Here is a 13,570-nt window from a genome sequence, read left to right as displayed (position 1 = left end):
TTGTAGTGATTTAGATTTTTTTCGGAGTCGGAAAAATGGCTAAAGCAAAATTCGAGCGTACCAAGCCGCACGTCAACGTTGGCACCATCGGTCACGTGGACCACGGCAAGACGACCCTGACGGCTGCTATCGCTACCGTTCTGTCCAAGAAGTTCGGCGGCGAAGCCAAGGCTTACGACCAGATCGACGCAGCACCTGAAGAAAAGGCTCGCGGCATCACGATCAACACCGCCCACGTCGAGTACGAAACGGCCGGTCGCCACTACGCTCACGTTGACTGCCCCGGCCACGCCGACTACGTCAAGAACATGATCACCGGCGCTGCTCAAATGGACGGCGCCATCCTGGTGTGCTCGGCCGCTGACGGCCCCATGCCCCAGACCCGCGAGCACATCCTGCTGGCCCGTCAGGTGGGCGTGCCCTACATCATCGTGTTCCTGAACAAGTGCGACATGGTGGACGACGAAGAGCTGCTGGAACTGGTCGAAATGGAAGTGCGCGAGCTGCTTGCCAAGTACGACTTCCCCGGCGACGACACCCCCATCATCCGCGGCTCGGCCAAGCTGGCCCTGGAAGGCGACCAGTCCGACAAGGGCGAACCTGCCATCCTGCGCCTGGCTGAAGCACTGGACTCCTACATCCCCACGCCCGAGCGCGCTGTGGACGGTGCCTTTGCAATGCCCGTGGAAGACGTGTTCTCGATCTCTGGCCGTGGCACCGTGGTGACTGGCCGTATCGAGCGCGGCATCATCAAGGTCGGCGAAGAAATCGAAATCGTCGGTATCCGCGACACCCAGAAGACCATCGTCACCGGCGTGGAAATGTTCCGCAAGCTGCTGGACCAAGGTCAAGCTGGCGACAACGTGGGCCTGCTGCTGCGCGGCACCAAGCGTGAAGACGTGGAACGCGGCCAAGTGCTGTGCAAGCCCGGCTCCATCAAGCCCCACACCCACTTCACGGCTGAGGTGTACGTGCTGTCCAAGGACGAAGGTGGTCGCCACACTCCGTTCTTCAACAACTACCGTCCCCAGTTCTATTTCCGTACGACCGACGTGACCGGCTCCATCGAGCTGCCCGCCGACAAGGAAATGGTGATGCCTGGCGACAACGTGTCGATCACCGTCAAGCTGATCGCCCCCATCGCCATGGAAGAAGGTCTGCGCTTCGCTATCCGCGAAGGTGGCCGTACCGTGGGCGCTGGCGTGGTTGCCAAGATCATTGCCTAATTGATTCGTAGGGGTATAGCTCAATTGGCAGAGCGTCGGTCTCCAAAACCGAAGGTTGTAGGTTCGATTCCTACTGCCCCTGCCACCTGATGGTGGAATCGCAACGAGCCCGCCCCAAAGCGGGCTTCGGTGTCTTGGCGTTGCGCAAAAGATGCGCATTAGAAATGGATTATGGCCACTACTCAGGTTGAAACGGTCAGCTCCGGAGCTGACAAAGCCAAGCTTGCCGCAGTCGCGGCTTTAGTCGTTGCTGCGATCGCAGGTTTCTATCTGCTGAGCAAGCAAGGGCCCATCGTCCAGTGGCTGGTGCTGCTGGTTGGCCTGGCTGCAGCTGCTGGCACGTTCCTTGTTTCCGAGCCCGGAAAGCGTTTCGTGAGCTTTGCTCAGGATGCCTGGCGCGAAGTCAAGAAGGTCGTCTGGCCGACGCGCAAGGAAACCATGCAGATGACCTTGTACGTCTTCGGCTTTGTCGTCATCATGGCCTTGTTCCTGTGGTTCACGGACAAGACGCTTGAGTGGGTCTTGTACGACCTGATTTTGGGCTGGAGGAAGTAATGGATGCTGTCGAAACGGGTGTGAACGACGGAGGGGCAGCGCCTGCCAATCCGGATCTGCGCTGGTACATCGTCCATGCCTACTCCGGCATGGAAAAGGCGGTTGAGCGCAACATCATCGAGCGCATCGCGCGCTCTGACATGCAGTCCAAGTTCGGTCGCATTCTTGTCCCTACTGAAGAAGTGGTGGAAATGAAGAATGGCCAGCGCCGCACTACCGAGCGCCGTCTGTTTCCTGGCTACGTGTTCGTCGAGATGGTTATGGACGACGACACCTGGCACTTGGTCAAGCACACCAGCAAGGTGACGGGTTTCGTGGGCGGTGCCAAGAACCGTCCTGCGCCCATTTCCGAAGAGGAAGTGCGCAAGATCGTCAGCCAGATGCAGGAAGGCACGGAAAAGCCGCGCCACAAGGTCGAGTTCATGCCCGGCGAGCTGGTGCGTGTCAAGGAAGGTCCGTTCACGGACTTCAATGGCTCTGTCGAAGAGGTCAACTACGAGAAGAGCCGTCTGCGCGTCTCCGTGATGATCTTCGGTCGCTCCACGCCAGTCGAGCTTGAATTTGCCCAGGTTGAAAAAACCTGAGTTACCGCTTACAATCTCTGGCTCTGCATTTTTAGGCTTGGTGCAGAGCGTTTTCACAAGAGTCTTTCAACCCCCGGGGAGCTGCCGGCTGCAACTGTTGTTGGTTGGGCCGGCGGCGCTATACCCGCAAGGAGCATTCAATGGCGAAGAAAATCGTCGGCTTCATCAAGCTGCAAGTGCCAGCTGGTAAGGCCAATCCCTCTCCCCCGATCGGTCCTGCGCTGGGTCAGCGCGGCCTCAACATCATGGAATTCTGCAAGGCGTTCAACGCCCAGACCCAAGGTGTCGAGCCCGGACTGCCCCTGCCCGTGGTCATCACGGCCTTCGCGGACAAGAGCTTCACCTTCATCATCAAGACGCCTCCGGCGACTGTGCTGATCAAGAAGGCCATCAAGCTGGACAAGGGTTCTTCCAACCCCCTGAAGAACAAGGTCGGCAAGATCACCCGCGCTCAGCTGGAAGAGATCGCCAACACCAAGCTGAAGGACATGAACGCTGCTGACGTGGACGCCGCCGTGCGTACGCTGGCTGGTTCGGCTCGCTCGATGGGCGTGATTGTGGAGGGCGTGTAAATGGCCAAGTTGACCAAGAAGCAAAAGGCTCTCCAGGGCAAGGTGGAGTCCACCAAGCTGTACGCTTTCGCTGACGCAGTTGCGCTGGTGAAGGATGCTGCCACCGCCAAGTTCGATGAATCCATCGACGTGGCCGTGCAACTGGGCGTGGACGCCAAGAAGTCTGACCAAGTGGTTCGCGGCGCTGTCGTGCTGCCCCATGGCACCGGCAAGATTGCCCGCGTGGCTGTGTTCGCCCAAGGCGCCAAGGCTGAAGAAGCCAAGGCTGCCGGCGCCGACGTGGTCGGCATGGACGACCTGGCTGCCCGCGTGAAGGCTGGCGACATGCCCTTCGACGTGGTCATCGCTGCCCCCGACGCCATGCGCGTCGTCGGTACGCTGGGCCAGATCCTGGGCCCGCGCGGCCTGATGCCCAACCCCAAGGTTGGCACGGTGACTCCCGATGTGGCCACGGCTGTGAAGAACGCCAAGGCTGGTCAGGTGCAATATCGCGTCGACAAGGCCGGCATCATCCACGCCACCATCGGCCGCCGCTCGTTCGACAACGAGAAGCTGCAAGGCAACCTGGCTGCGCTGATCGACGCGCTGAACAAGTCCAAGCCCGCTTCGAGCAAGGGCCTGTACCTGCGCAAGGTCGCTGTTTCGTCGACCATGGGTGTGGGCGTTCGCGTCGACACGCAAACCATCTCGGCCTGATAGCCAAGAAATCTTGAGACACCTTTCGGGGTGCCTCAGTGGTGGGCCGGTGCAGCGATGCGCCGGGTCATCCAAGACCGTTGGTGTGCCTTGCGGCACTTAAACCCCCGGGGCCAACGCAGATGGCGATCCCGCTGCAGATGGATGCATTTCCAAAACAGTTGGTCGCTGCAACAAGAGCGCGCATGAGGGGCTTGCCCCGAGTGCGCATTTGAAGGAGTAGACCTTGAGTCTTAATCGCAGTGAGAAAGAAGCGGTCATCAATGAAGTGACCAGCCTCGCCGCAAAAGCTCAAACGCTTGTGATCGCGGAATACCGCGGCATCACGGTCGCCGACATGACCAAACTGCGTTCTGATGCTCGCAGCAAGGGTGTGAGCCTGAGCGTGTTGAAGAACACGCTGGCCCGCCGTGCTGTGGCTGGCAGCCAGTTTGACGTTGTCGCCGACCAGATGACCGGCCCTCTGATCTATGGCTTCTCTGAAGACGCAGTGGCCGCCGCCAAGGTGGTGGCCGACTTCGCGAAAACCAACGACAAGCTGGTGATCCGCGGTGGTGCGTTTGCAGGCAAGGCCCTGGACGTGAACGGTGTGAAGCAACTGGCGAACATCCCCTCGAAGGAAGTTCTGCTGGCACAACTGTGTGGCTTGCTGATGTCGCCTATCTCGCGTACGGCCGTTGTGCTGGGCGCCCTGGCGGCAAAGAAGAGCGAAGGCTCTGCCGAAGAACCGGCAGCCGAAGCAGTCGCAGCCTGAGCGCGCGGCAGTTAACCAATATTGTTAGGAAATCAAAATGGCATTCGATAAAGACGCATTTCTGACCGCGCTCGACGGCATGACGGTCCTGGAACTCAATGACCTGGTGAAGGCCATTGAAGAGAAGTTTGGCGTGAGCGCTGCCGCTATGGCTGCTCCCGCTGCTGGCGGCGCTGCTGGCGGCGCTGCTGCTGCAGAAGAAAAGACCGAGTTCAACGTTGTGCTGACCGAAGCCGGCGCGAACAAGGTTTCCGTCATCAAGGCCGTGCGTGAAATCACCGGCCTGGGTCTGAAGGAAGCCAAGGACCTGGTCGACGGCGCTCCCAAGAACGTCAAGGAAGGCGTTGCCAAGGCTGACGCTGAAGCCGCTGTGAAGAAGCTGGTGGAAGCCGGTGCCAAGGCTGAACTGAAGTAATTCAGTCCCCTCAAGGGCTGGAGGCTCCGAAAAAGGGCCTCCAGCCTTTGGCGCTTGTGGAGCGCTGATCCATAGAGCACACTAAAAAGCAGTCAGCACAGTCTGTTTTTTAGTGTCTTCTGACAACCCGACAGCAGAAGATGCCTTGGTTCGGGCGATGTGCAACGCATCGCCGTCAGCCATGGTTGGTAGTGGCCAACCGCCAAGCCCGCAGGGAGCTTTCCATGTGGGGCAGTCGTCGCAGACCCAGGACTCATGTCTTTGCCCGGAGATCTCATGGCCTATTCTTACACCGAACGCAAGCGAATCCGCAAAAGCTTCGGGAGCCGCGACAGCGTGCTCGAAGTGCCTTACCTGCTGCAGATGCAAAAAGATGCATATACCGCATTCTTGCAGTCAGATGTAGCCCCCAAAAAACGCACCATCGAAGGCCTGCAAGCGGCCTTCAACTCCGCCTTCCCCATCGTCTCCCACAACGGTTTTGTGGAGATGAAGTTCGTCGAGTACAACCTCGCCAAGCCTGCTTTCGATGTGCGCGAGTGCCAGACCCGTGGTCTGACGTTCGCCTCCGCCGTGCGCGCCAAGGTCCAGTTGATCATCTATGACCGTGAGTCTTCGACCTCGCAGTCCAAGGTGGTCAAGGAAGTCAAGGAGCAAGAGGTCTACATGGGCGAAGTGCCCCTGATGACCGAAAAGGGCTCGTTCATCATCAACGGCACCGAGCGTGTCATCGTCTCGCAGCTGCACCGCTCGCCTGGCGTGTTCTTCGAGCACGACAAGGGCAAGACCCACAGCTCGGGCAAGCTGCTGTTCTCGGCACGCATCATTCCTTACCGCGGCTCGTGGCTGGACTTCGAGTTCGACCCCAAGGACCTGCTGTTCTTCCGCGTCGACCGTCGCCGCAAGATGCCCGTGTCCATTCTGCTGAAGGCCATCGGCCTGACGCCGGAATCGATCCTGGCCAACTTCTTCGTCAACGACAACTTCCGCCTCATGGATTCGGGCGCGCAGATGGAGTTCGTCTCCGAGCGCCTGCGCGGCGAAGTCGCGCGCTTCGACATCACCGACAAGTCGGGCAAGGTCGTGGTCGCCAAGGACAAGCGCGTCACCGCTCGCCACACGCGTGAGCTGGAGCAGTCGGGCACCAAGTTCATCAGCGTCCCCGAAGATTTCCTGATCGGCCGCGTGGTCGCCAAGAACATCGTCGATCCGGACACGGGCGAGATCATCGCCAAGGCCAATGAAGAGCTGACCGAGTCCCTGCTCAAGAAGCTGCGCAGCGCCGGCATCCAGGATCTGCAGTGCATCTACACGAATGAGCTGGACCAGGGCGCCTACATCTCGCAGACCCTGCGCACCGACGAAACCGTCGATGAGTTCGCTGCACGCGTGGCCATCTACCGCATGATGCGCCCCGGCGAGCCGCCGACCGAAGACGCCGTGCAGGCTCTGTTCCAGCGCCTGTTCTACAACCCCGACACCTACGACCTTTCGCGCGTGGGCCGGATGAAGTTCAACGCCAAGGTCGGCCGCGATGGCGCCACCGGCCCCATGGTGCTGTCCAACGAGGACATCCTGGCCGTGGTCAAGATCCTGGTGGATCTGCGCAACGGCAAGGGCGAAGTCGACGATATCGACCACCTGGGCAACCGCCGCGTGCGTTGCGTGGGCGAACTGGCCGAAAACCAGTACCGCACGGGCCTGGCACGTATCGAGAAGGCTGTGAAGGAGCGTCTGGGCCAGGCCGAGCAAGAGCCGCTGATGCCCCATGACCTGATCAACAGCAAGCCGATTTCGGCCGCCCTGAAGGAATTCTTCGGTGCGTCGCAGCTGTCGCAGTTCATGGACCAGACCAACCCTCTGGCCGAAATCACGCACAAGCGTCGCGTCTCGGCCCTGGGCCCGGGCGGTCTGACCCGCGAGCGTGCAGGCTTCGAAGTGCGCGACGTGCACGTGACCCACTACGGCCGCGTCTGCCCTATCGAAACGCCTGAAGGCCCGAACATCGGCCTGATCAACTCGCTGGCCCTGTACGCCCGCCTGAACGAGTACGGCTTCATCGAGACGCCGTACCGTCGCGTGGCCGACGGCAAGGTCACGATGGAGATCGACTACCTGTCGGCCATCGAGGAAGGCAAGTACATCATCGCCCAGGCCAATGCCGACCTGGATGCCGAAGGCCGCCTGATCGGCGACCTGGTGTCGGCACGCGAAAAGGGTGATTCGACCCTGGTGTCGGCCGAGCGCGTTCAGTACATGGACGTGTCGCCCGCACAGATCGTGTCGGTGGCTGCCTCGCTGATTCCGTTCCTGGAACACGATGACGCGAACCGCGCATTGATGGGCGCCAACATGTCGCGTCAGGCCGTGCCTGTGCTGCGTCCCGAAAAGCCCATGGTGGGCACGGGCATCGAGCGCGTGGCGGCAGTGGACTCCGGCACCGTGGTGACGGCAACCCGCGGCGGTATCGTGGACTATGTCGATGCAACGCGCATCGTGGTCCGCGTGAACGATGCGGAAGCCGTGGCCGGCGAAGTCGGCGTGGACATCTACAACCTCATCAAGTACCAGCGTTCCAACCAGAACACCAACATCCACCAGCGTCCCATCGTCAAGCGTGGCGACAAGCTGGCCAAGGGTGACGTGGTGGCCGACGGCGCATCGACCGACCTGGGCGAAATCGCCATCGGTCAGAACATGCTGATCGCCTTCATGCCCTGGAACGGCTACAACTTCGAGGATTCGATCCTGATCAACGAGCGCGTGGTGGCCGAAGACCGCTACACCTCGATCCACATCGAAGAACTCGTGGTGATGGCCCGCGACACCAAGCTCGGTGCCGAGGAAATCACGCGCGACATCCCGAACCTGTCCGAGCAGCAGCTCAACCGCCTGGACGAGTCCGGCATCATCTACGTGGGTGCGGAAGTGCAGCCCGGCGATGTGCTGGTCGGCAAGGTAACGCCCAAGGGCGAGACCACGCTGACGCCTGAAGAGAAGCTGCTGCGCGCCATCTTCGGCGAGAAGGCTTCCGACGTGAAGGACACCTCGCTGCGCGTGGACCAGGGCTCGCAAGGCACCGTGATCGACGTGCAGGTCTTCACCCGTGAAGGCATCCAGCGTGACAAGCGCGCCCAGCAGATCATCGACGATGAACTCAAGCGCTACCGCCTGGACCTGAACGACCAGCTGCGCATCGTCGAGGCCGACGCCTTCGACCGTATCGAAAAGCTGCTCAATGGCCGCGTGGCCAACGGCGGCCCGCAAAAGCTGGCCAAGGGCGCCAAGATCGACAAGGCCTACCTGGATGGCGTGGAGAAGTTCCACTGGTTCGACATCCGTCCTGCAGAGGACGAAGTCGCCACCCAGCTCGAGTCCATCAAGAACTCGCTGGAGCAGACGCGCCACAGCTTCGACCTGGCTTTTGAAGAAAAGCGCAAGAAGCTCACCCAGGGCGACGAGCTGCCCGCTGGCGTGCTCAAGATGGTCAAGGTCTACCTGGCCGTCAAGCGCCGCCTGCAACCCGGTGACAAGATGGCCGGCCGCCACGGCAACAAGGGTGTGGTCTCCAAGATCGTTCCGGTCGAGGACATGCCCTACATGGCCGACGGCTCCACTGCCGACATCGTGCTGAACCCGCTGGGCGTGCCTTCGCGTATGAACATCGGCCAGGTGCTGGAAGTGCATCTGGGCTGGGCCGGCAAGGGCCTGGGCCAGCGCATCGGCGACATGCTGCAGCAGGAAGCCCGCGCCGCCGAGATCCGCACCTTCATGGAAGAGATCTACAACTCGCGCGGCCGCAAGGAAGACCTGACGCAGCTCGACGACAAGGAGATCGTGTCCATGGCGCAGGCGCTGACCACGGGCGTGCCGTTTGCCACGCCGGTGTTCGACGGTGCGTCCGAGCAGGAAATCCAGGACATGCTGCATCTGGCATATCCGGAGGAACTGGCCCAGCGCAAGGGACTGACGGAGTCGCGCACGCAGGCCTACCTGTATGACGGCCGCACCGGCGACCGCTTCGAGCGTCCGACCACCATCGGCTACATGCACTACCTGAAGCTGCACCACTTGGTCGACGACAAGATGCACGCCCGCTCCACGGGTCCGTACTCTCTGGTGACGCAGCAGCCGCTGGGCGGCAAGGCCCAGTTCGGTGGCCAGCGTTTCGGGGAAATGGAAGTGTGGGCGCTGGAAGCTTACGGCGCCGCCTATGTGCTGCAGGAAATGCTGACCGTGAAGTCCGACGACGTGGTGGGCCGTACCAAGGTGTACGAATCCATCGTCAAGGGCGAGCACGCCATCGAGGCAGGCATGCCCGAGTCGTTCAACGTGCTGGTCAAGGAAATCCGCTCCCTGGGCCTCGACATCGAGCTTGAGCGTTCTTAAATATTGAAAAGGGAAAGAGTCTTATGAAATCTCTACTCGACCTGTTCAAGCAATTCACGCCTGATGAGCATTTCGATGCCATCAAGATCGGTCTGGCTTCTCCCGAGAAGATCCGTTCCTGGTCCTTCGGCGAGGTGAAGAAGCCCGAGACCATCAACTACCGCACGTTCAAGCCCGAGCGCGATGGTCTGTTCTGCGCCAAGATCTTTGGCCCCATCAAGGACTACGAGTGCCTGTGCGGCAAGTACAAGCGCCTCAAGCACCGCGGTGTGATCTGCGAGAAGTGCGGTGTCGAAGTGACCCAGACCAAGGTGCGCCGCGAGCGCATGGGCCACATCGACCTGGCTGCGCCCTGCGCCCACATCTGGTTCCTGAAGTCGCTGCCGTCGCGTCTGGGCCTGGTGCTCGACATGACGCTGCGCGACATCGAGCGCGTGCTGTACTTCGAAGCCTACGTGGTGACCGACCCCGGCATGACCCCGCTGAAGAAGTTCAGCATCATGACCGAGGACGACTACGAGGCCAAGCGCACCGAATACGGTGACGAGTTCGAAGCCAAGATGGGCGCCGAAGGCATCAAGGACCTGCTCGAAGGCATCGACATCGATGTCGAGACCGAGCGTCTGCGCGGCGATCTGACCGGCTCCGAAGTCAAGGTCAAGAAGAACGCCAAGCGCCTGAAGCTGCTGGAAGCGTTCAAGAAGTCCGGCATCAAGCCGGGCTGGATGGTCATGGAAGTGCTGCCCGTGCTGCCCCCGGACCTGCGTCCGCTGGTGCCGCTGGACGGCGGCCGCTTCGCAACGTCCGACCTGAACGACCTGTATCGCCGCGTCATCAACCGCAACTCGCGTCTGCGCCGCCTGCTGGAGCTGAAGGCTCCGGAAATCATCGCGCGCAACGAAAAGCGCATGCTGCAGGAAGCAGTGGACTCGCTGCTGGACAACGGCCGCCGTGGCAAGGCCATGACGGGCGCCAACAAGCGTGCCCTGAAGTCGCTGGCCGACATGATCAAGGGCAAGAGCGGTCGTTTCCGCCAGAACTTGCTGGGCAAGCGCGTGGACTATTCGGGCCGTTCCGTGATCACGGTGGGTCCGTACCTCAAGCTGCACCAGTGCGGTCTGCCCAAGCTGATGGCGCTGGAACTGTTCAAGCCCTTCATCTTCGCGCAGCTCGAGCAGCGCGGCATCGCCACCACCATCAAGGCGGCGAAGAAGGAAGTCGAATCCGGCACGCCCGTGGTGTGGGACATCCTCGAAGAGGTCATCAAGGAGCACCCGGTCATGCTGAACCGTGCTCCCACGCTGCACCGACTGGGCATCCAGGCCTTCGAACCCATCCTGATCGAAGGCAAGGCCATCCAGCTGCACCCGCTCGTCTGCGCGGCCTTCAACGCCGACTTCGACGGTGACCAGATGGCTGTCCACGTTCCGCTGTCGGTAGAAGCACAGATGGAAGCCCGCACGCTGATGCTGGCCTCCAACAACGTGCTGTTCCCCGCATCGGGCGAGCCCTCCATCGTTCCTTCGCAGGACGTGGTGCTGGGTCTGTACCACGCAACGCGCGAGCGCATCAACGGCAAGGGCGAAGGCATGATCTTCGCCGACATCGGTGAAGTGCAGCGCGCGCTGGACTCCGACCAGGTCGAACTGGCCGCCAAGATCAGCGTGCGTCTGACCGAGTGGACCAAGAACAAGGACTCTGGCGAGTTCGAGCCTTCGACCAGCCTGGTGGAAACCACCGTGGGCCGCGCCCTGATGTCCGAGATCCTTCCCAAGGGCCTGCCGTTCAGCCACATGAACAAGGCGCTCAAGAAGAAGGAAATCTCCAAGCTCATCAACGCCTCGTTCCGCAAGTGCGGTCTCAAGGCCACGGTGGTGTTTGCCGACAAGCTGCTGCAAAACGGCTTCCGCCTGTCCACGCACGCCGGTATCTCGATCGCCATCGGCGACATGCTGGTGCCGCCGCAAAAGGCCGAGATCATCGGCCGTGCCGAAGCCGAGGTGAAGGAGATCGAACAGCAGTACGTCTCCGGTCTCGTGACCGCTGGCGAGCGCTACAACAAGGTGGTGGACATCTGGGGCAAGGCCGGCGACGAAGTCTCCAAGGTCATGATGGCCCAGCTTGCCAAGGAAAAGGTCATCGACCGCCACGGCAACGAAGTCGAGCAGGAATCGTTCAACGCCATTTACATGATGGCCGACTCCGGCGCCCGCGGCTCGGCCGCGCAGATCCGCCAGCTGGCCGGCATGCGTGGCCTGATGGCCAAGCCTGACGGCTCCATCATCGAGACGCCCATTACGGCGAACTTCCGTGAAGGCCTGAACGTTCTGCAGTACTTTATCTCCACCCACGGCGCCCGAAAGGGTCTGGCCGACACGGCGTTGAAGACGGCCAACTCCGGCTACCTGACGCGTCGTCTGGTGGACGTGACGCAGGATCTGGTGGTCAACGAGGACGATTGCGGCACGACCAATGGCGCACTGATGCGCGCCATCGTCGAAGGCGGTGAAGTGATCGAATCGCTGCGTGACCGCGTGCTGGGCCGTACCACGGCCGAGGACGTCGTGCACCCCGAGACGCTGGCCGTCCTGCTGCCCGCAGGCACGCTGCTCAACGAAGACGGGATCGATGAACTCGAGTTGCAAGGCGTGGACGAAATCAAGGTCCGCACCGCGCTGAACTGCGAAACCCGCTACGGCCTGTGCGCCAAGTGCTACGGCCGCGACCTGGGCCGCGGCGGCCAGATCAACCTCGGCGAAGCCGTGGGTGTGATCGCCGCACAGTCCATCGGCGAGCCCGGCACGCAGCTGACCATGCGTACCTTCCACATCGGTGGTGCCGCTTCGCGCGCTGCCATCGCATCGAGCGTGGAAGCCAAGTCCAACGGCGCCATCAGCTTCAACAGCACGATGCGTTACGTCAGCAACACCAAGGGTGAGCTGGTCGTGATTTCGCGTTCGGGCGAAATCGTCATCAGCGACAACGGCCGCGAGCGTGAGCGCCACAAGGTGCCTTACGGTGCCGTGCTGACCGTCAGGCCCGACCAGCAGGTCAAGGCCGGTCTGATCCTGGCCAACTGGGATCCGCTGACCCGACCCATCATTACCGAGTACGCCGGCCAGGTGCGCTTCGAGAATGTGGAAGAGGGCCTGACCGTGGCCAAGCAGGTCGACGAAGTGACCGGCCTGTCCACGCTGGTGGTGATCGATCCCAAGCGCCGTGGCTCTGCCAAGGTCGTGCGTCCTCAGGTCAAGCTGATCGATGCCAACAACCAGGAAGTCAAGATCCCCGGCACCGACCACTCGGTGACGATCGGCTTCCAGGTCGGCGCTCTGATCCAGGTGCGTGACGGCCAGGACGTGGGCCCCGGCGAAGTGCTGGCCCGTATCCCTGTCGAAGGCCAGAAGACCCGCGACATTACCGGCGGTCTGCCCCGTGTGGCCGAGCTGTTTGAAGCCCGTACGCCCAAGGACAAGGGCACGCTGGCCGAGATGACCGGCACCATCTCCTTCGGCAAGGAAACCAAGGGCAAGGTGCGCATGCAGATCACCGATCTGGATGGCAAGGTCTGGGAAGAGCTCGTGCCCAAGGAAAAGAACATCCTGGTGCACGAAGGCCAGGTGGTCAACAAGGGCGAGTCCATCGTCGACGGTCCCGCCGATCCGCAGGACATCCTGCGCCTGCTGGGCATCGAGGAGCTGTCGCGCTACATCGTTGATGAAGTGCAGGACGTCTACCGTCTGCAGGGTGTGAAGATCAATGACAAGCACATCGAGGTGATCGTTCGCCAGATGCTGCGCCGCGTCGTGGTCGAGAACACCGGCGATTCGACCTACATCGCTGGCGAGCAGGTCGAGCGTTCGGAAATCCTCAATACCAACGAGGCCCTGCAGCGCGAAGGCAAGATCCCCGCCACGTACTCCAACGTGCTGCTGGGTATTACCAAGGCTTCGCTGTCGACCGACTCCTTCATCTCCGCCGCGTCGTTCCAGGAAACGACCCGCGTGCTCACCGAGGCTGCCATCATGGGCAAGCGCGACGAGCTGCGTGGCCTGAAGGAAAACGTCATCGTGGGTCGCCTGATCCCCGCTGGTACGGGTCTGGCCTACCACCAGGCACGCAAGGCCAAGGACGCCATGGACGACGCAGAGCGCCGCGCCATCGCCGACGCCGAAGCGGCCGAACTGGCCGGTGTGATGGCTGACGACGACGCTGGCGTGGCTGCCGTCGCCGGTGACGCTTCCGCTGACTGAGACACTCGGGCGAGCGCAAGCGAGCCCTTGAAGTGACGTGACGCTCCCGGCCTGCCCTGCGCAGGCGGGAGCGTTTTTCTTTGGGAATAACCAGGGCCCGGCCGGACCTCCTCCGGCGGGGCCATT

At 61.6% G+C, this 13,570-nt stretch carries 9 protein-coding genes and 1 tRNA gene; all 10 read left to right on the top strand.

Annotation, left to right across the window (positions count from 1 at the left end; translation table 11 throughout):
- Nucleotides 1–35 precede the first annotated feature (35 nt).
- The 10 genes from tuf to rpoC all read left to right on the top strand — a co-directional run bounded on the left by tuf (nt 36) and on the right by rpoC (nt 13,444).
- Nucleotides 36–1,226 carry an elongation factor Tu gene (tuf, locus tag LGR64_RS25965; RefSeq protein WP_013800270.1) on the top strand — a complete coding sequence of 397 codons (1,191 nt, stop codon included), beginning with the start codon at nt 36–38 and terminating at the stop codon, nt 1,224–1,226.
- 9 nt (nt 1,227–1,235) lie between these two features.
- A tRNA-Trp gene (locus LGR64_RS25960) sits at nt 1,236–1,311 on the top strand.
- Between the two features lie 86 nt (nt 1,312–1,397).
- Nucleotides 1,398–1,781 (top strand): preprotein translocase subunit SecE, encoded by a 384-nt coding sequence (secE, locus tag LGR64_RS25955; RefSeq protein WP_012202436.1) that lies wholly within the window; start codon nt 1,398–1,400, stop codon nt 1,779–1,781.
- Entirely contained in the window at nt 1,781–2,365 is a 585-nt protein-coding gene (gene nusG, locus LGR64_RS25950) for a transcription termination/antitermination protein NusG (protein WP_012202437.1), read from the top strand. The genes secE and nusG overlap by 1 nt, the downstream gene beginning before the upstream one ends.
- A gap of 140 nt (nt 2,366–2,505) precedes the next feature.
- A complete protein-coding gene (gene rplK / locus LGR64_RS25945) occupies nt 2,506–2,937 on the top strand; it encodes a 50S ribosomal protein L11 (RefSeq protein ID WP_012202438.1) in 432 nt (143 codons plus the stop codon).
- Nucleotides 2,938–3,633: a 50S ribosomal protein L1 gene (gene rplA / locus LGR64_RS25940; protein ID WP_013800271.1), complete on the top strand. Its 696-nt coding sequence runs from the start codon at nt 2,938–2,940 to the stop codon at nt 3,631–3,633. It abuts the gene before it with no gap.
- Nucleotides 3,634–3,859: 226 nt separating this feature from the next.
- Nucleotides 3,860–4,387: a 50S ribosomal protein L10 gene (gene rplJ, locus LGR64_RS25935; protein ID WP_012202440.1), complete on the top strand. Its 528-nt coding sequence runs from the start codon at nt 3,860–3,862 to the stop codon at nt 4,385–4,387.
- 37 nt (nt 4,388–4,424) lie between these two features.
- Entirely contained in the window at nt 4,425–4,802 is a 378-nt protein-coding gene (gene rplL / locus LGR64_RS25930) for a 50S ribosomal protein L7/L12 (protein WP_012202441.1), read from the top strand.
- Between the two features lie 276 nt (nt 4,803–5,078).
- Nucleotides 5,079–9,191, top strand: coding sequence for a DNA-directed RNA polymerase subunit beta (rpoB, locus tag LGR64_RS25925; protein ID WP_071953774.1), 4,113 nt, complete (start codon nt 5,079–5,081; stop codon nt 9,189–9,191).
- Nucleotides 9,192–9,214: 23 nt separating this feature from the next.
- The gene (rpoC, locus tag LGR64_RS25920; protein ID WP_013800273.1) at nt 9,215–13,444 is read left to right on the top strand and encodes a DNA-directed RNA polymerase subunit beta'; all 4,230 of its coding nucleotides are present in this window, start codon (nt 9,215–9,217) and stop codon (nt 13,442–13,444) included.
- Nucleotides 13,445–13,570 lie beyond the last annotated feature (126 nt).

Origin of the sequence: Delftia sp. Lp-1, from assembly GCF_020523835.1 — a bacterium.
Taxonomy (GTDB): domain Bacteria; phylum Pseudomonadota; class Gammaproteobacteria; order Burkholderiales; family Burkholderiaceae_C; genus Comamonas; species Comamonas acidovorans.
The sequence above is the reverse complement of the archived record's forward strand: the minus strand, read 5'-3'. Positions and strand labels throughout refer to the sequence as shown.

Excerpts from the sequence above, each read along its gene's own strand:
- tuf (WP_013800270.1), top strand. The coding sequence starts at position 36 with ATGGCTAAAGCAAAATTCGAGCGTACCAAGCCGCACGTCAACGTTGGC.
- rpoB (WP_071953774.1), top strand. The coding sequence starts at position 5,079 with ATGGCCTATTCTTACACCGAACGCAAGCGAATCCGCAAAAGCTTCGGG.
- secE (WP_012202436.1), top strand. The coding sequence starts at position 1,398 with ATGGCCACTACTCAGGTTGAAACGGTCAGCTCCGGAGCTGACAAAGCC.
- nusG (WP_012202437.1), top strand. The coding sequence starts at position 1,781 with ATGGATGCTGTCGAAACGGGTGTGAACGACGGAGGGGCAGCGCCTGCC.
- rpoC (WP_013800273.1), top strand. The coding sequence starts at position 9,215 with ATGAAATCTCTACTCGACCTGTTCAAGCAATTCACGCCTGATGAGCAT.
- rplL (WP_012202441.1), top strand. The coding sequence starts at position 4,425 with ATGGCATTCGATAAAGACGCATTTCTGACCGCGCTCGACGGCATGACG.
- rplK (WP_012202438.1), top strand. The coding sequence starts at position 2,506 with ATGGCGAAGAAAATCGTCGGCTTCATCAAGCTGCAAGTGCCAGCTGGT.
- rplA (WP_013800271.1), top strand. The coding sequence starts at position 2,938 with ATGGCCAAGTTGACCAAGAAGCAAAAGGCTCTCCAGGGCAAGGTGGAG.